The organism is Citrobacter werkmanii (genome assembly GCF_008693645.1).
Lineage (GTDB): Bacteria > Pseudomonadota > Gammaproteobacteria > Enterobacterales > Enterobacteriaceae > Citrobacter > Citrobacter werkmanii.
This window is the reverse complement of record NZ_CP044101.1, coordinates 337,144-353,073: the sequence shown is the minus strand read 5'-3', so window position 1 is coordinate 353,073 and position 15,930 is coordinate 337,144. Positions and strand designations below refer to the sequence as shown.

Genomic DNA, 15,930 nt, shown 5'->3' with positions numbered 1-15,930 from the left:
TCACCCAATTCTGGACCTTTGCGGTCCCGTCCGCAAAGAAAAATAACAACCACTTCCCACGCGTTGGCATGGCAGAAATGCGAAGGGAATGTGACAATGTCGAAACAAGGAGCAAACCATGCAGGTCAGCAGAAGGCAGTTCTTTAAGATCTGCGCTGGCGGTATGGCAGGCACCACGGCAGCGGCACTGGGCTTTGCACCCGGTGTAGCGCTCGCGGAAACACGGCAATATAAACTGCTGCGCACCCGCGAAACCCGTAACACCTGCACCTACTGTTCCGTTGGCTGTGGGCTGTTAATGTACAGCCTCGGTGACGGAGCAAAAAACGCCAAAGCATCCATCTTCCATATTGAAGGGGACCCGGATCACCCGGTGAACCGCGGCGCGCTGTGCCCGAAAGGCGCAGGTCTTGTGGACTTCATCCACTCTGAAAGCCGTTTGAAATTCCCGGAATACCGCGCACCAGGCTCAGATAAGTGGCAGCAAATTAGCTGGGATGAAGCATTCGACCGCATCGCTAAGCTGATGAAAGAAGACCGCGACGCTAACTACGTTGCACAAAACGCCGAAGGCGTAACCGTTAACCGCTGGCTTTCCACCGGGATGCTGTGTGCATCCGCTTCCAGTAACGAAACCGGCTATTTGACGCAAAAATTCTCCCGCGCGCTGGGTATGCTCGCGGTCGACAACCAGGCGCGTGTCTGACACGGACCAACGGTAGCAAGTCTTGCTCCAACATTTGGTCGCGGTGCGATGACCAACCACTGGGTCGACATTAAAAACGCCAACCTCGTTGTGGTGATGGGCGGTAACGCCGCTGAAGCTCACCCGGTCGGGTTCCGCTGGGCGATGGAAGCGAAAATTCACAACGGCGCCAAGCTGATTGTCATTGACCCTCGCTTTACGCGCACCGCAGCGGTGGCTGATTTCTATGCCCCAATTCGTTCCGGTACTGACATTGCCTTCCTGTCAGGCGTCATGCTGTACCTGCTGAATAACGAAAAATTCAACCGCGAATATACCGAGGCCTATACCAACGCCAGTCTGATCGTGCGTGAGGATTATGGCTTCGAAGATGGCCTGTTTACCGGCTACGACGCGGACAAACGCAAGTATGACAAAACCAGTTGGAACTATGAGCTGGATGAAAACGGCTTCGCCAAACGCGATGTGACTCTGCAACATCCGCGCTGTGTATGGAACCTGCTCAAACAGCACGTCTCCCGCTATACGCCGGAGGTCGTAGAGAATATCTGCGGTACGCCGAAGGCCGATTTCCTGAAGGTCTGTGAATACATCGCAGAAACCAGCGCCAAAGACAAAACCGCATCATTCCTGTACGCGCTGGGCTGGACGCAACACTCCGTGGGGGCGCAAAACATCCGTACGATGGCGATGATCCAGTTGCTCCTCGGCAACATGGGCATGGCCGGCGGTGGCGTTAACGCCCTGCGTGGTCACTCCAACATTCAGGGACTGACCGACCTTGGTCTGCTGTCACAGAGCCTGCCGGGTTATCTGACGCTGCCAAGCGAAAAACAGACCGACCTGCAAACCTACCTTGCCGCCAACACGCCAAAACCGCTGCTGGAAGGCCAGGTAAACTATTGGGGCAATTACCCGAAATTCTTCGTTTCGATGATGAAAGCCTTCTTTGGCGATAAAGCGACAGCGGAAAACAGCTGGGGCTTCGACTGGCTGCCGAAGTGGGATAAAGGGTACGACGTCCTGCAGTACTTCGAGATGATGAACCAGGGCAAAGTGAATGGCTATATCTGCCAGGGCTTTAACCCGGTCGCCTCATTCCCGAACAAAAACAAGGTCGTGGCTTCACTGTCCAAACTGAAGTATCTGATCACTATCGACCCGCTCAACACGGAAACCTCCACCTTCTGGCAGAACCATGGTGAGTCGAACGATGTTGATCCGTCGAAAATCCAGACCGAAGTATTCCGTCTGCCGTCCACCTGCTTTGCCGAAGAGAACGGTTCGATCGTCAACTCTGGTCGCTGGCTGCAGTGGCACTGGAAAGGCGCGGATGCCCCAGGGATTGCCGCAACCGATGGCGAAATCCTCGCCGGTATCTTCCTGCGTCTGCGCAAGATGTATGCCGAACAAGGTGGCGCGAACCCGGAACAGGTGCTGAGCATGACCTGGAACTACTCCACACCGCATGAACCGGCTTCGGAAGAAGTGGCGATGGAGAGCAACGGGAAAGCGCTGGCTGATATTATCGACCCGGCAACCGGCGCGGTAATCGTCAAGAAAGGCCAACAGCTCAGCTCGTTCGCCCAACTGCGCGATGACGGCACGACCTCCAGCGGCTGCTGGATTTTTGCCGGTAGCTGGACGCCGGAAGGTAATATGATGGCGCGACGCGATAACGCCGACCCGTCGGGCCTTGGCAATACGCTGGGTTGGGCCTGGGCATGGCCGCTTAACCGCCGCATTCTTTATAACCGTGCTTCCGCAGACCCGCAGGGAAATCCGTGGGATCCAAAACGTCAGATCCTGAAATGGGATGGCGCGAAATGGAGCGGGATGGATATTCCAGACTATAGCGCCGCCGCACCGGGTACTGACGTCGGGCCGTTCATCATGCAGCCGGAAGGGATGGGACGCCTGTTTGCTATTGATAAGATGGCGGAAGGACCGTTCCCGGAACACTACGAGCCGTTTGAAACGCCGCTCGGCACTAACCCGCTGCACCCGAACGTTATCTCTAACCCTGCCGCGCGTATCTTTAAGGGTGACGCGGAAGCGCTGGGTAAAGCGGATAAGTTCCCGTATGTCGGTACAACCTATCGTCTGACCGAGCACTTCCACTACTGGACCAAGCATGCGTTGCTAAACGCCATCGCCCAGCCGGAGCAGTTTGTGGAAATTGGCGAGAAGCTGGCGAATAAGCTCGGCATCTCCCATGGCGATACCGTTAAAGTTTCCTCTAACCGCGGCTACATCAAGGCCAAAGCAGTGGTGACCAAACGTATTCGTACGCTACAGGCCAACGGTAAGGATATCGATACCATCGGTATTCCGATTCACTGGGGCTACGAAGGTGTGGCGAAAAAAGGCTTTATCGCTAACACGTTAACGCCATTCGTCGGTGATGCGAACACGCAGACGCCGGAATTTAAGTCCTTCCTCGTGAACGTGGAAAAGGTGTAACGGAGACGACCTATGGCTTATCAATCGCAAGACATCATTCGTCGATCCGCCACTAACGGTTTCACCCCCGCGCCTCAGGCGCGGGATCACCAGGAAGAGGTGGCGAAACTTATCGACGTCACGACCTGCATCGGCTGTAAAGCCTGTCAGGTTGCGTGTTCCGAGTGGAACGACATCCGTGATGAAGTGGGCAACAACGTTGGGGTGTACGATAACCCGGCTGATTTGACCGCCAAATCCTGGACGGTGATGCGCTTCTCGGAAGTGGAACAGAACGACAAACTTGAGTGGCTGATCCGCAAGGATGGCTGTATGCACTGCGCCGATCCAGGCTGCCTGAAGGCATGCCCGGCTGAAGGCGCAATCATTCAGTATGCCAACGGCATCGTCGACTTCCAGTCCGAGCAGTGCATCGGCTGCGGCTACTGCATTGCTGGCTGTCCGTTCGATGTGCCGCGCCTCAACCCGGAAGACAACCGCGTCTACAAATGTACGCTGTGCGTCGACCGTGTGGTGGTCGGGCAAGAACCGGCCTGCGTGAAAACTTGCCCAACCGGGGCGATTCATTTCGGCACCAAAGAGTCGATGAAAACGCTGGCTGGTGAGCGCGTGGCGGAACTGAAAACGCGTGGCTACGAAAACGCGGGCCTGTACGATCCAGCGGGCGTTGGCGGTACGCATGTGATGTACGTATTGCACCATGCCGACAAGCCGAATCTGTACCACGGTCTGCCGGAGAACCCGGAAATCAGCGCCACCGTGAAGTTCTGGAAAGGCATCTGGAAACCGTTGGCAGCGGTCGGCTTCGCAGCGACGTTTGCGGCCAGTATCTTCCACTACGTCGGTGTGGGTCCAAACCGTGCGGAAGAGGAAGAAGACAATCTGCATGAAGAGAAAGACGAGGTGCGCAAATGAAACGACGTGACACCATCGTGCGCTACACGGCGCCGGAACGCATCAACCACTGGGTAACCGCCTTCTGCTTTATTCTGGCGGCAGTGAGCGGGATGGGTTTTCTCTTCCCGTCTTTTAACTGGCTGATGCACATCATGGGCACGCCGCAACTGGCGCGAATTGTGCACCCGTTTGTCGGCGTGATCATGTTTGCCTCGTTTATCATCATGTTTTTCCGTTACTGGCACCACAATCTAATCAATCGGGATGATATCTTTTGGGCGAAGAATATTCGTAAGATTGTCGTCAACGAGGAAGTAGGTGACACGGGACGTTATAACTTCGGCCAGAAATGCGTATTCTGGGCGGCGATTATCTTCCTGGTGCTGTTACTGGTGAGCGGAGTGATCATCTGGCGTCCGTATTTTGCGCCTGCTTTCTCAATCCCGGTGATCCGATTCGCGTTAATGCTGCATTCATTTGCCGCAGTAGCGTTAATTGTGGTTATCATGGTGCACATTTACGCCGCCCTTTGGGTGAAAGGCACCATTACCGCGATGGTGGAGGGATGGGTTACTAAATCGTGGGCGAAGAAACATCATCCGCGCTGGTACCGTGAAGTCCGCCAGAAACAGGAAAAATCATCTGAATGAGTATTCGCATAATCCCGCAAGATGAGCTGGGTTCGAGCGAGAAACGCACGGCGGATATGATTCCGCCGTTATTGTTCCCCAGACTCAAAAATTTGTATAACCGCCGTGCTGAACGTCTGCGCGAGCTGGCCGAAAACAACCCGCTGGGCGATTATCTGCGCTTTGCCGCGCTGATCGCCCACGCACAAGAAGTGGTGCTGTACGATCATCCGCTGCAGATGGATCTGACCGCTCGTATCAAAGAAGCGAACGATCAGGGCAAGCCGCCGCTGGATATCCACGTCCTGCCACGCGACAAACATTGGCAAAAACTGCTGCAATCGCTAATTGCTGAGCTGAAGCCGGAGATGAGCGGCCCTGCACTGGCCGTAATCGAGAATCTGGAAAAAGCCTCTGAGCAGGAACTGGAGCTGATGGCCAGCGCGTTATTTGCCTCAGATTTTGCCTCCGTCAGCAGCGACAAAGCCCCGTTTATTTGGGCTGCGCTGTCGCTCTACTGGGCACAGATGGCAAGCCTGATCCCCGGCAAAGCGCGCGCTGAGTACGGCGAACAACGCCAGTTCTGTCCGGTATGCGGTTCGATGCCGGTCTCCAGCGTGGTGCAAATCGGCACAACGCAGGGACTACGTTATTTGCACTGCAACCTGTGCGAAACCGAATGGCACGTGGTGCGCGTGAAGTGCAGCAACTGCGAACAGAGCCGCGATTTGAACTACTGGTCGCTGGATAACGAGCAGGCGGCAATTAAAGCGGAAAGCTGCGGCGACTGCGGGACTTACCTGAAGATTCTCTACCAGGAAAAAGACCCGAAAGTCGAGGCCGTGGCCGACGACCTCGCTTCCCTGATGTTGGATGCACACATGGAGCAAGAAGGCTTTGCCCGCAGCTCCATCAACCCGTTCTTATTCCCGGGTGAAGGGGAGTAAAACCCCAGTACTGCCGGGCGACGCTGGTCGCCCGGACTATAACGTATACGGTGTGACCACACCGGATATGCTTGCAAAATCTTTGGTATTACGCGTAACCAGTGTCAGATGATGAATCTGCGCAGTAGCCAGGATAATGGCATCCGGCAATTTCATCCCGTATTCTTGCCTGATATTCACGCTTCGCTCAGCAATATCCTGTGAAACACCAATAATGTTAAAAGCGCCTAGCGCAATGCGAGTACGGGCCTCCTGATGGTATTTTTTTGCGCCTACCATCACCTCCATCCATGTAATGAGACTGATTGCGTTCTGTGGCGGCCATGTTTCTATCGCCAGTTTTGCTTCACTTCGCCCGCTAAACAGGTCGATGAGGATATTGGTATCAAAAAGCGCAGCCCCTTTGACCATTACCATTCCTCACGAAGTTTACGTTGGTATTCAACACCATCTTCCTCACAGCCTTGCCAGAGCCCCAATGCTTTCGAAATTGTGGTTTCAGCCCGATCCTGTCTTTCCAGATACTGCTCAACGGCCTCCCGCAAGAGTTCTGCACGAGGTAGGTTGCGTTGCACCTTGAGATCGTCAAGCCGTTTAATCACGTCGTCTGATAAATCGAGTAAAATTCTGCCCATATCCATCCCAGCCATCATACTCACATATACCTCCAGTATATCATTCGCGCTTATTTTTCAAACAACATACACCTGAGACTGACGAGAAAATAGTTATTACGCGAACGATTTCTATTTTTGCGAGCCGCTTTCCAGAATCGTACGCAGCCCACTTTTCCCATTTCCATTCGTACCAAACCAGGCTATAACACTGTATATCTATACAGAGAAAGGGAATAAAAATGACACTGGAAAGCGGGATTGCGCAGTTAGTGGAGGAATTTATCGCGGTGGGGCGCCCCTCTTCTCGCGAGCAGAATATTGATGACCGGAGAGCAGGCTACATCGCCAGTACGATGCTGGCAGGGGAAACAGAAACCTGCGTCCAGGTTGAAGATATTGAACTTGATGCCATGACGTTTCGCGTGGTTTCGCCACGGGACACCATGGGGAAGCTACCCTGTGTTATCTATTATCACGGCGGCTGCTTTGTCAGCGGTGGTTTTGCTACTCACGATAACCAGCTAAGGCAGTTAGCTTTTTACAGCGGCTGTCGCGTAATTGCGGTGCAGTACCGCCTTGCGCCAGAGCACACCTTCCCGGCAGCACATAACGATGCCGAAGCCGGAGCCAATACTATCTGGAAATATGCCCATAAACTGGGGATAGACCGCGCGAACATTACGCTTGCCGGTGACAGCGCGGGCGGGCATCTGGCGCTGGTCACCGCGCTACGCCTGAAAGCCGCCCGTCAATGGCAACCTGCACAGCTGATGCTGATCTATCCCTTGCTGGACGCCACCGCCAGATTTGAGAGCTACGCCCGTAACGGGCAGGATTACATTATCACGCGTGACACGCTGCTTTCAGGCTACGAGATGTATATGCCGCGAACCGATCCACTGCATCCTGAAGCCAGTCCGCTCTGGCGTGAAGACTTCACCGGTCTGCCACCCACGCACATCATTACTGCCGAATTCGACCCACTGCGCGATGAAGGCGAGGCCCTGTATCAACGGTTCCTGGAACAGGGAGTGGAATGTACTTGCCAGCGCTATCTCGGTGTCATTCATGGCTTTTTCCAGCTCGCAGGTGTGAGCCAGGCGGCACGAAGCGCCATGCGAGATGTGGCCTGGCGGCTTGGTCAGTAAGTTTGTTCATATTTTCGTCCACGGGTGCTATCTTGTGTGAATAGATAACACAGAGGACAAACCTATGCCCAGAACTACCAGCATTACAATTGGCGAGCATCTCGATCGTTTTGTTAACGAAATGATTGAAAGTGGGCGCTATGGTTCCACCAGCGAAGTTGTCCGTTCGGCATTACGTTTACTGGAGGAACAAGAATTGCGAAATAGCGCATTACGCGACGCGCTGGGGGATGGGATACACAGCGGCACAAGCGACCTGACTCTACAGGAGGTCGCGCAAAGGAAAAAGCGCAGTCTGAATGTATAAACTCTCTAATCAGGCAGTCGAAGACTTTGAATCTATCTATGAATACACTTGGAGAAAATTCGGTTATCAACAGGCAGATAAATACACTACTGAGATGGAACAGCTTTTTTTACTGTTAGAGAAAAACGCTTTGATGGGGCGCAACCGTTCTGAGATTAAGGAAGGTACCCGTCAATACAATCATCGACAATATGCGATTTTTTATCAAAATGCGGATTATGGGCATTCTCATAATCCGCATTTTACATCAGCAAATGAACCCAATATTACATTTCAGCTAGAGGAGCTACTCTTCCTCATTCCCGCCCTCTTCATATGCGCCAAACGGTTTCGCGGGTAGCACAATATACGTGCCTTCAAACACGACGCCTGGCGAGTCATCGCCAAATACCTCGACCTGCATCTTCACACGCGCCTTACGCCCTCTCGCCAGACGGTCGAGATCGCCACTCAGCGAGCCCAGGTCGGCGATGGCGGTAGGCTTCCCGGTGATCGGCCTGCTGTAGCGGATATGTGCATCGGCAAGGATAATGGTTCCCCCCAGATGACGTTCGCGCAGCATCAGCCAGATCAGCCCCCACCCCGTTAACGTGGCCAGAGAAAACAGGCTCCCGGCAAACAGAGTATGGTGCGGATTCTGATTCCCCGTCTCGGGCATCGTCGTAATAAATTTCTGCCCGGTATACTGTTGAATACGCACGCCCATTTTCTCACTCAAGGGAATATGTTCGTACCAGGCTTGCTGTAACTGTCCGCACCAGTCGCCGCGATGGAGAATATCGTCCAATGTAGCAATGGGCTTAATCATCAAAAAGTGGCGCACCGGCGTGGTTTGCGGTGTGGTGATCTCTCCCTGGCTCACAAACCCCAGTTTGGCGAAAAATTCGACCGCATCTTCACGGGCGCTACAGGTTACCCGCTTTACCCCTTCCTGACGCGCTACAGATTCCAGGGTCATCGCCATCAGCGTACCCAGTCCTTTCTCCTGCACGGAAGGGTCAACGGCCATAAAGCGTATAGAGGCTTCGTTATCCGCATTGATATACAGACGTCCTACCGCGACCAGATTCCCCTCTTCGTCCACCACCATCTGGTGATGCGCCATTGCGTCCCAGGCATCCCGTTCGGAGCCTTTTGGCTGGTGCAACGGTTTACGCAGCATCTCCCAGCGAAACTGGTAGTAACGCTCCAACTCTTCTTCTGTTTGCGGTACTCGAAGGTGATACATAGCTGTACTCTCTCTTGTTGCCCGCGGCCACACCGGTAGCTGGTTCATACTTGTAACCAGAACGTCACGGGGCCATCATTAACCAGCGAAACCTGCATATCCGCAGCGAATCGACCGGTTTGCGTATTCATTTCCTGTTGGCGGCAACGCTCAACAAAGTACTCATACAGTGCTTCTGCCCGATCGGGCGCGGCGCCTTTTGAAAAGCCCGGGCGCATACCGCGCTCAGTATCTGCCGCCAACGTAAATTGCGAGACCACCAGCACGCTGCCGCCTGACTGCTGCACATTCAGGTTCATTTTGCCTTCAGCATCGCTAAAGATTCGATAGCCGAGTACGCGTTCGCACAGGCGGTTCGCTTTTTGTTCGTCATCATCCCTTTCGACACCTAACAGGACCAAAAGTCCTGGGCCAATTTCACCCGTCACCTCGCCCTCCACGGTGACGCTGGCACGGGTTACGCGCTGAATTAATGCAATCATGGTTGCTCTGCTTCTTCTTGTTCTGCGGCTTGTTTAAGTTTGCGGTATTCCCCGAGAGTGACAGTTATTTCCGCGCCTAGCAAGACGATACACCACGTCCAGTACACCCAGACAAATAAAATGGGGATCACCGCAAGAACACCGTAAATGAGCTGATAAGACGGGAACATCGTGATGTAGAGCGCAAATCCTTTCTTTCCGGCCTCGAACAATACGGCGGCTACAAAGGCACCAATAACCGCATCCCGGTTAGCGACGCGCGTGGTCGGCACGATGCTATAAAGCAGCCAGAATGAAAGCCAGGAAAGCACCAGCGGGAAAATACGCAGAATGTTATCAATCACCGTGTTGAGATCGCTGGCCCAGCGCAATGACAACAGATAAGAGCTGATCGCCAGGCTGGCCCCCGCCAGTAGAGGTCCCAGCGTTAAAATCATCCAGTAAACGGCAAAAGAGTAAACTTTGGGCCGAGTACGCTTACTACGCCAGATAGTATTCAGCGCATTATCAATGGAATACATCAGTAATAACGCCGTCACAATCAGCCCACATGCCCCGACGGCGGTCATTTTGTTCGAGTTGGCGACAAACTGTTCGATATAACGTTGGATGACGTCTCCCGTCGCCGGGATAAAGTTCGCAAAAATAAAATGGCGTAACTGAATACTGACGTCGGAAAACATCGGAAATGCGGCGAAAAGCGCAAAAACGACGGCAATAAGCGGTACTAATGAAAGCAATGAAACGTAGGCAAGATTTCCTGCCAACGTCGTCATGTTGTCCTCATCAATGCGCTGCCATAGCAGCTTCAGCCAGGCTCGTACGGGCCGCGTATGATGCCTGGCTTGTTGCTGAACATTTTTTAGCATAACAACTTCGCGAAATAGTCTGGAATGGTCGCTTTATCGATGACCTGGATACTGGTAATACCTAACCGGTTAGCCCCTTCAATATTATCGGCGTTATCGTCAAAAAAGACCGCATCATGCGCAGAAAAACCTTCAGCCTGCAGGACATGCTGGTAAATCCGCGCTTCCGGTTTACGCATGCCCAGATCCTGGGAAAGATAAATATGGTCAGCAGCCTGACGGATCTCGGGGTATTCATCCGGCCAAAACGTTGTGTGCAGACGGTTGGTATTCGACAAGACGACTACCCGATGCCCCTGCTCACGCAGTTTGTGCATGATATCGATAACCTCTGGGCGCAAGGCGACAAAAACCGCCTGCCAGCCGTGGGAAAATTGCTCGTAGCTTAGCGGCAGCGCCATCTCGTGGCATAGTGCCTCAGCAAACGCTTCATCGGTTATTTCACCTCGCTCATGCTGGTGAAAAGCCTCGCCCATACTGAAACTTTGCTTTAGCGAAGCTAGCGGTACACGGCTCAGATCGCTCCATGTGCCTAACACGCGATTGAAGTCGATATCGACAATCACATTACCCAAATCAAAGATATAGAGCATGCCCTTCTCCTTATTCGCCGTGGATGAATAACTGTAGCGGGAAAGAAGAAGTTTGACTATGCGCGAATGATGGCTGCGAATTTATCGAGCCATCATTGGAGAGAATTACCCGACCTGAGCATCATCCTGTGACGGACTCACCTGCACAATTTCCACCTGCTGAGACTGGAGTAAATTATGCAATGCGGGACCAGGGTATTCATCGGTAAACAACGCGGTCACCTGAGACACATTGCCAATCTCTACCGCGGCAGAAGCCGTGTATTTCGTATGATCCGCAGCCAGCAGAATATGCCTTGAATGGGCCATCATCGTTTTCACGACGCTGGCCTCGTTGACATCAAACTCCAGCAGCGCACCATCGCTTTCGATCGCCCCCACGCTGGTTACCAGGTAATCAGCGCGAAAATCAGCGACAAATGCCGTGGCGGAAGGACCGATAATGCCACTGTTATGCGGGCGTAACGTTCCACCTGGCACCATAACTTCAAAACGTGGATTGTTATACAGAATGTGTGCCACCCGCAGGCTGTTGGTGATAATGCGCAAATGATTATGGTTTAACAGCGCCCGCGCCACCTGCTCAACGGTGGTGCCAATAGTAATAAACACCGTTGACCCATCAGGAATGTAGTCGGCCACCGCTTCGGCGATGGCCTTTTTCTCTTCCGTCCACGAGACTTCACGCTGCTCGAACGCCGTATTCACCACGCTGGAGGCTCTGCCCGCGCCACCATGATGACGCGTAATTAATCCCTGCTCGCTGAGTTTACGAATATCTCGACGCACGGTCTGCGTGGACACATCCAGCAGGCTGGCCAGCTCATCAATATTCATATAACCGCGCTCGCTAATCAGCATCAGTAGCTGATCGTGTCGCGGATTACCGGTCAGTTCGGTAAGACTCATGAAATTTCCTCGAAAAACCATTGCCCTGGCATTTTATACAAAAAGTGACAGAAAAGATCGGGTTTGATCACAGTCAGGGATTCCGGCTCGTCCTCCCGGGCGCGTGCATTTAAGCGCCGCAACACCACTGGCGAACCTGACAGCGTCTTCCGGAGTATTTCCGTTGGCCAGACTGAATGCGAGCGCACCGTGAAAAACATCTCCGGCCCCGGTGGTGTCAACAACGTCAACGGTAAAACCTGATTGATGCTGCAATGTATTATTTTCTATCCAGTCGCAACCGTCACTGCCCCTTGTCACATAGACATGTCCATTTGTGAGCGTTTTTGCTTTTTTCAGTCCTACCAGTGGATCGTTTATCCCGGTCATACGCGCCAGACCTGGTTCAGAGAACGCGGCATGATCGCTTAACGTCACCAGCTCACGGATATCCTGCGGCGTTACATCGCCATCCAGTACCGTCATGACTCCCGCCCGGCGTGCCAGCGTGAACGCCTGTTTAGTCCCCTCGTGCCAGCGAACATCCGCCAACACCACATCCCACTGGGAAAAATCGATCTCATTGAGCCAGTCAGCGTCATGCAGTAAATCTGGGCTGGGATAGTTAACGATAATTCGTTCCCCTTGTGCATCAACCAGAATTGCCGATTGGGAGGATTGCGCCCCCACGTAGCGTCGGGTGTAGCGGGTATTCACCCCCAGGGATTCCAGCTCCGCCAGCAGGCTATTTCCGGTGTCATCGTCGCCCACACGGCCAATAAAATCCACCTGCGCCCCCAGTTTCGCTGCAGCCACAGCGGCCGTTGCCGCAGGCCCGCCGCCCACTTCCGTATAACGCTTCGCCACATATTTCCCCCCTTCAGTCGGTAACCCCTCTACGTAATAGATGCGATCCATTACGGCAATCCCTACACAAGCAATACGAATCATGGTCATTCCTTAGGCGTTTCAAGATGGGATCATTTTAATTTCACAAAATGTTTAAAAAGTGACGGCTGTCAATTTTTTGACCATAAATTACAAATACGATCAAAAACAGACAAAAACAAACGACCTTAAATGACAAAAAATGACATCCACGTCTCAGGAGAACGTTATGGCAGTTATAGCATTTATCGGATTAGGTCAGATGGGTTCCCCCATGGCGAGCAACTTGCTGAAGCAGGGCCATCAACTCAGCGTCTTTGACGTTAACCCGGATGCCGTTCAGCGCCTGGTGGAAAAAGGTGCACAGCCTGCCAGCAGCCCGGCTCAGGCAGCAAAAGGGGCGGAATTTGTCATCACTATGCTCCCCAACGGCGATCTGGTACGCAGCGTACTGTTCGGCGAACAGGGCATCTGCGAAAGCCTCTCCCCGCAGGCGTTGGTGATTGATATGTCCACCATTCACCCGCTGCAAACCGACAAACTGATTACCGATATGCGTGCCAAAGGCTTTGACATGATGGATTGCCCGGTTGGACGCACCTCCGATCACGCCATCGCGGGAACGCTGCTGCTGCTGGCGGGCGGAACACCAGAACAGGTGGAACGCGCCACACCGGTGCTGATGGCGATGGGGAATGAGCTGATCAACGCAGGGGGGCCCGGCATGGGGATCCGCGTGAAGCTCATCAACAATTACATGAGTATCGCGCTGAACGCCCTCTCAGCCGAAGCAGCCGTGTTGTGCGAAGCGCTCGGTCTCTCCTTCGATGTGGCTCTGAAGGTAATGAGCGGCACCCCTGCCGGAAAAGGCCATTTCACTACCTCCTGGCCGAACAAAGTGCTGAAAGGCGATCTTTCTCCCGCCTTCATGATCGATTTAGCTCACAAAGATCTTGGCATCGCGCTGGATGTCGCAAACCTTCTGCATGTGCCGATGCCGCTCGGCGCCGCCTCCCGCGAAGTCTATAACCAGGCACGCGCCGCTGGCCGTGGACGGGAAGACTGGACCGCAATTCTTGAACAGGTTCGCGCATCCGCCGGGCTAAATAAACACACAGATAAGTAAGGACTGAACAATGACGAAGTACACCCTGAAAGATATCACCCGCGCTTCCGGCGGTTTTGCCATGCTGGCGGTCGATCAGCGCGAAGCCATGCGCTTAATGTTTGCCGCAGCGGGTGCAAAATCCCCGATCAATGACAGCGTGCTGACCGACTTTAAAGTCAATGCGGCGAAGATCCTTTCTCCCTATGCATCCGCCATTCTGGTCGATCAGCAGTTCTGCTACCGCCAGGTCGTAGAGCAAAATGCGGTCGCCAAAAGCTGCGCCATGATTGTTGCCGCTGATGACTTTATTCCGGGTAATGGCATTCCGGTCGATAGCGTGGTGATTGATAAAAAAATTAATCCACAGGCCGTGAAGCAAGATGGCGCCAAGGCTCTCAAACTGCTGGTGCTGTGGCGTAGTGATGAAGATGCCCAGCAGCGTCTGGATATGGTCAAAGAATTCAATGAGCTATGCCATTCCAATGGTCTGCTGAGCATCATTGAGCCGGTTGTTCGTCCACCGCGTCGTGGCGATAAGTTCGATCGCGAACAGGCCATTATCGATGCCGCGAAAGAGCTGGGCGATAGCGGTGCCGATCTCTACAAGGTCGAGATGCCGCTGTACGGCAAAGGGCCCCAACAGGAATTGCTCAGCGCCTCTCAGCGTCTGCATGAAAACATCAACATGCCGTGGGTCATCCTCTCCTCTGGTGTGGATGAAAAACTGTTCCCACGCGCGGTCAGTGTGGCGATGACCGCTGGCGCATCCGGCTTCCTGGCTGGGCGTGCTGTCTGGTCATCAGTTATTGGCCTGCCGGACACCGAACTAATGCTGCGCGACGTTTCCGCACCTAAGTTGCAGCGTCTGGGCGATATCGTCGACGAAATGATGGCCCGCCGTTAATCGAGGATCAAAACATGAAATGGTTTAACACCTTAAGCCACAATCGCTGGCTGGAGCAGGAAACTGACCGCATCTTTAACTTTGGTAAAAATGCTGCTGTTCCTACCGGTTTTGGCTGGCTGGGAAATAGTGGTCAGGTCAGAGCGGATATGGGAACACATCTGTGGATCACCGCCCGCATGCTGCACGTTTACTCCGTTGCCGCATCCATGGGTCGCCCCGGCGCATATCAGCTAGTCGATCACGGAATTAAAGCGCTGAATGGCGCGCTACGCGACACACGTTACGGAGGCTGGTACGCCTGCGTAAATGACGAAGGCGTGATGGATGCCTCCAAACAGGGCTATCAGCATTTCTTCGTCTTGCTTGGTGCAGCCAGCGCGGTCACTACCGGGCATCCACAGGCCAGACAATTGCTGGATGACGCTATCGAAGTGATTGAGAAGTACTTCTGGAGCGAAGATGAGCAGATGTGTCTGGAGTCCTGGGACGAAGCCTTCAGCCAGACGGAAGATTACCGCGGCGGCAACGCCAACATGCACGCGGTTGAAGCCTTCCTGATCGTTTATGACGTTACCCATGACCGCAAATGGCTTGATCGCGCGCTACGTATCGCATCGGTAATTATTCACGATGTGGCTCGCAGGGGTGAGTATCGCGTCAACGAACACTTCGATTCACAGTGGAACCCAATCCGCGATTACAACAAAGATAATCCAGCGCATCGTTTCCGCGCCTACGGCGGCACGCCGGGCCACTGGATCGAATGGGGCCGCCTGATGTTGCATCTGCATGCCGCGCTGGAGGCCCGCTTTGAAACGCCTCCCGCCTGGTTGCTGGAAGATGCCAAGGGTCTGTTCCACGCCACTATCCGCGATGCCTGGGCGCCGGACGGCGCAGACGGCTTTGTCTACTCGGTGGACTGGGACGGAAAACCCATCGTGCGTGAAAGAGTGCGTTGGCCGATAGTCGAGGCCATGGGCACCGCTTACGCCCTCTACACCCTCACTGGCGACAGCCAGTACGAAGCCTGGTATCAGAAGTGGTGGGATTACTGCATCACGTATCTGATGGATTACGAGACCGGTTCATGGTGGCAGGAGCTGGATACCGATAACAAGGTAACTACCAAAGTCTGGGACGGTAAGCAGGATATTTACCATCTGCTGCACTGCCTCGTGATCCCACGTTTGCCGCTGGCTCCGGGTCTTGCTCCGGCGGTGGCAGCCGGTCTGCTGGATATCAACGCCAAATAA

17 protein-coding genes and 1 pseudogene are annotated in these 15,930 nt (G+C 53.8%); 10 read left to right on the top strand and 8 right to left on the bottom strand.

All coding sequences use genetic code 11. From position 1 onward, the window contains the following. Positions 1 to 118 precede the first annotated feature (118 nt). The 4 genes from fdnG to fdhE are packed head-to-tail and all read left to right on the top strand — an operon-like array spanning position 119 to position 5,642. Positions 119 to 3,169 carry a formate dehydrogenase-N subunit alpha gene (gene fdnG, locus FOB24_RS02375; RefSeq protein WP_137350704.1) on the top strand — a complete coding sequence of 1,017 codons (3,051 nt, stop codon included), beginning with the start codon at positions 119 to 121 and terminating at the stop codon, positions 3,167 to 3,169. Positions 3,170 to 3,181: 12 nt separating this feature from the next. Beyond that, positions 3,182 to 4,084 carry a formate dehydrogenase O subunit beta gene (gene fdoH, locus FOB24_RS02370; protein ID WP_003028691.1) on the top strand — a complete coding sequence of 301 codons (903 nt, stop codon included), beginning with the start codon at positions 3,182 to 3,184 and terminating at the stop codon, positions 4,082 to 4,084. Beyond that, entirely contained in the window at positions 4,081 to 4,716 is a 636-nt protein-coding gene (gene fdoI, locus FOB24_RS02365; protein ID WP_038635897.1) for a formate dehydrogenase cytochrome b556 subunit, read from the top strand. Before fdoH ends, fdoI begins: the two co-directional genes overlap by 4 nt. Further along, positions 4,713 to 5,642, top strand: a complete 930-nt coding sequence (gene fdhE, locus FOB24_RS02360; protein WP_006686145.1) for a formate dehydrogenase accessory protein FdhE — start codon at positions 4,713 to 4,715, stop codon at positions 5,640 to 5,642. The genes fdoI and fdhE overlap by 4 nt, the downstream gene beginning before the upstream one ends. Before the next feature lie 36 nt (positions 5,643 to 5,678). Here the strand turns inward: fdhE and FOB24_RS02355 are convergent, their stop codons facing one another. Continuing rightward, on the bottom strand, positions 5,679 to 6,053 hold the full coding sequence (locus tag FOB24_RS02355) for a type II toxin-antitoxin system VapC family toxin (RefSeq protein ID WP_085049711.1): 375 nt from the start codon (positions 6,051 to 6,053) through the stop codon (positions 5,679 to 5,681). Further along, positions 6,053 to 6,295: a ribbon-helix-helix domain-containing protein gene (locus FOB24_RS02350; protein WP_001523745.1), complete on the bottom strand. Its 243-nt coding sequence runs from the start codon at positions 6,293 to 6,295 to the stop codon at positions 6,053 to 6,055. Before FOB24_RS02350 ends, FOB24_RS02355 begins: the two co-directional genes overlap by 1 nt. Positions 6,296 to 6,498: 203 nt before the next feature. Between FOB24_RS02350 and FOB24_RS02345 the strand changes: the two genes are divergently transcribed. The 3 genes and pseudogenes from FOB24_RS02345 to FOB24_RS02335 all read left to right on the top strand — a co-directional run bounded on the left by FOB24_RS02345 (position 6,499) and on the right by FOB24_RS02335 (position 7,995). Further along, positions 6,499 to 7,407 (top strand): alpha/beta hydrolase, encoded by a 909-nt coding sequence (locus tag FOB24_RS02345; RefSeq protein WP_150344467.1) that lies wholly within the window; start codon positions 6,499 to 6,501, stop codon positions 7,405 to 7,407. Positions 7,408 to 7,471: 64 nt separating this feature from the next. Further along, complete coding sequence (locus FOB24_RS02340; protein ID WP_150344466.1) at positions 7,472 to 7,714, top strand: type II toxin-antitoxin system ParD family antitoxin; 243 nt, start codon at positions 7,472 to 7,474, stop codon at positions 7,712 to 7,714. Further along, a pseudogene (locus FOB24_RS02335) lies at positions 7,707 to 7,995 on the top strand (type II toxin-antitoxin system RelE/ParE family toxin). The gene FOB24_RS02340 and the pseudogene FOB24_RS02335 overlap by 8 nt, the downstream one beginning before the upstream one ends. A 5-nt stretch (positions 7,996 to 8,000) precedes the next feature. Here FOB24_RS02335 and fabY read toward each other — a convergent pair. From fabY to FOB24_RS02305, 6 genes are all read right to left on the bottom strand, one after another. Then, the gene (gene fabY, locus FOB24_RS02330; protein WP_032940213.1) at positions 8,001 to 8,942 is read right to left on the bottom strand and encodes a fatty acid biosynthesis protein FabY; all 942 of its coding nucleotides are present in this window, start codon (positions 8,940 to 8,942) and stop codon (positions 8,001 to 8,003) included. A 44-nt stretch (positions 8,943 to 8,986) separates the two neighbouring features. Further along, complete coding sequence (gene dtd, locus FOB24_RS02325; RefSeq protein ID WP_003825289.1) at positions 8,987 to 9,424, bottom strand: D-aminoacyl-tRNA deacylase; 438 nt, start codon at positions 9,422 to 9,424, stop codon at positions 8,987 to 8,989. Beyond that, complete coding sequence (locus FOB24_RS02320) at positions 9,421 to 10,293, bottom strand: virulence factor BrkB family protein (RefSeq protein ID WP_085049708.1); 873 nt, start codon at positions 10,291 to 10,293, stop codon at positions 9,421 to 9,423. The genes dtd and FOB24_RS02320 overlap by 4 nt, the downstream gene beginning before the upstream one ends. Then, positions 10,287 to 10,886, bottom strand: coding sequence for a glucose-1-phosphatase (yihX, locus tag FOB24_RS02315; RefSeq protein WP_038635879.1), 600 nt, complete (start codon positions 10,884 to 10,886; stop codon positions 10,287 to 10,289). The genes FOB24_RS02320 and yihX overlap by 7 nt, the downstream gene beginning before the upstream one ends. A 105-nt stretch (positions 10,887 to 10,991) precedes the next feature. Continuing rightward, entirely contained in the window at positions 10,992 to 11,795 is an 804-nt protein-coding gene (locus tag FOB24_RS02310) for a DeoR/GlpR family DNA-binding transcription regulator (RefSeq protein WP_038635877.1), read from the bottom strand. Positions 11,796 to 11,828: 33 nt separating this feature from the next. Continuing rightward, the gene (locus tag FOB24_RS02305) at positions 11,829 to 12,725 is read right to left on the bottom strand and encodes a sugar kinase (protein ID WP_069324891.1); all 897 of its coding nucleotides are present in this window, start codon (positions 12,723 to 12,725) and stop codon (positions 11,829 to 11,831) included. Positions 12,726 to 12,891: 166 nt separating this feature from the next. On the opposite strand from FOB24_RS02305, the gene yihU reads away from it, so the two are divergent. The 3 genes from yihU to yihS are packed head-to-tail and all read left to right on the top strand — an operon-like array spanning position 12,892 to position 15,930. Further along, positions 12,892 to 13,788: a sulfolactaldehyde 3-reductase gene (gene yihU / locus FOB24_RS02300; protein WP_085049707.1), complete on the top strand. Its 897-nt coding sequence runs from the start codon at positions 12,892 to 12,894 to the stop codon at positions 13,786 to 13,788. A 10-nt stretch (positions 13,789 to 13,798) separates the two neighbouring features. Then, complete coding sequence (gene yihT / locus FOB24_RS02295) at positions 13,799 to 14,674, top strand: sulfofructosephosphate aldolase (RefSeq protein ID WP_087856642.1); 876 nt, start codon at positions 13,799 to 13,801, stop codon at positions 14,672 to 14,674. Positions 14,675 to 14,688: 14 nt separating this feature from the next. Next, positions 14,689 to 15,930, top strand: a complete 1,242-nt coding sequence (gene yihS / locus FOB24_RS02290) for a sulfoquinovose isomerase (protein ID WP_137347103.1) — start codon at positions 14,689 to 14,691, stop codon at positions 15,928 to 15,930.

Coding starts and splice junctions, on each gene's coding strand:
- FOB24_RS02355 (WP_085049711.1), bottom strand. CDS start 6,053: ATGGTCAAAGGGGCTGCGCTTTTTGATACCAATATCCTCATCGACCTG.
- fdoH (WP_003028691.1), top strand. CDS start 3,182: ATGGCTTATCAATCGCAAGACATCATTCGTCGATCCGCCACTAACGGT.
- fdoI (WP_038635897.1), top strand. CDS start 4,081: ATGAAACGACGTGACACCATCGTGCGCTACACGGCGCCGGAACGCATC.
- yihX (WP_038635879.1), bottom strand. CDS start 10,886: ATGCTCTATATCTTTGATTTGGGTAATGTGATTGTCGATATCGACTTC.
- fdhE (WP_006686145.1), top strand. CDS start 4,713: ATGAGTATTCGCATAATCCCGCAAGATGAGCTGGGTTCGAGCGAGAAA.
- fabY (WP_032940213.1), bottom strand. CDS start 8,942: ATGTATCACCTTCGAGTACCGCAAACAGAAGAAGAGTTGGAGCGTTAC.
- FOB24_RS02320 (WP_085049708.1), bottom strand. CDS start 10,293: ATGCTAAAAAATGTTCAGCAACAAGCCAGGCATCATACGCGGCCCGTA.
- FOB24_RS02340 (WP_150344466.1), top strand. CDS start 7,472: ATGCCCAGAACTACCAGCATTACAATTGGCGAGCATCTCGATCGTTTT.
- FOB24_RS02305 (WP_069324891.1), bottom strand. CDS start 12,725: ATGATTCGTATTGCTTGTGTAGGGATTGCCGTAATGGATCGCATCTAT.
- yihU (WP_085049707.1), top strand. CDS start 12,892: ATGGCAGTTATAGCATTTATCGGATTAGGTCAGATGGGTTCCCCCATG.
- yihT (WP_087856642.1), top strand. CDS start 13,799: ATGACGAAGTACACCCTGAAAGATATCACCCGCGCTTCCGGCGGTTTT.
- dtd (WP_003825289.1), bottom strand. CDS start 9,424: ATGATTGCATTAATTCAGCGCGTAACCCGTGCCAGCGTCACCGTGGAG.
- FOB24_RS02350 (WP_001523745.1), bottom strand. CDS start 6,295: ATGATGGCTGGGATGGATATGGGCAGAATTTTACTCGATTTATCAGAC.
- FOB24_RS02310 (WP_038635877.1), bottom strand. CDS start 11,795: ATGAGTCTTACCGAACTGACCGGTAATCCGCGACACGATCAGCTACTG.
- FOB24_RS02345 (WP_150344467.1), top strand. CDS start 6,499: ATGACACTGGAAAGCGGGATTGCGCAGTTAGTGGAGGAATTTATCGCG.
- yihS (WP_137347103.1), top strand. CDS start 14,689: ATGAAATGGTTTAACACCTTAAGCCACAATCGCTGGCTGGAGCAGGAA.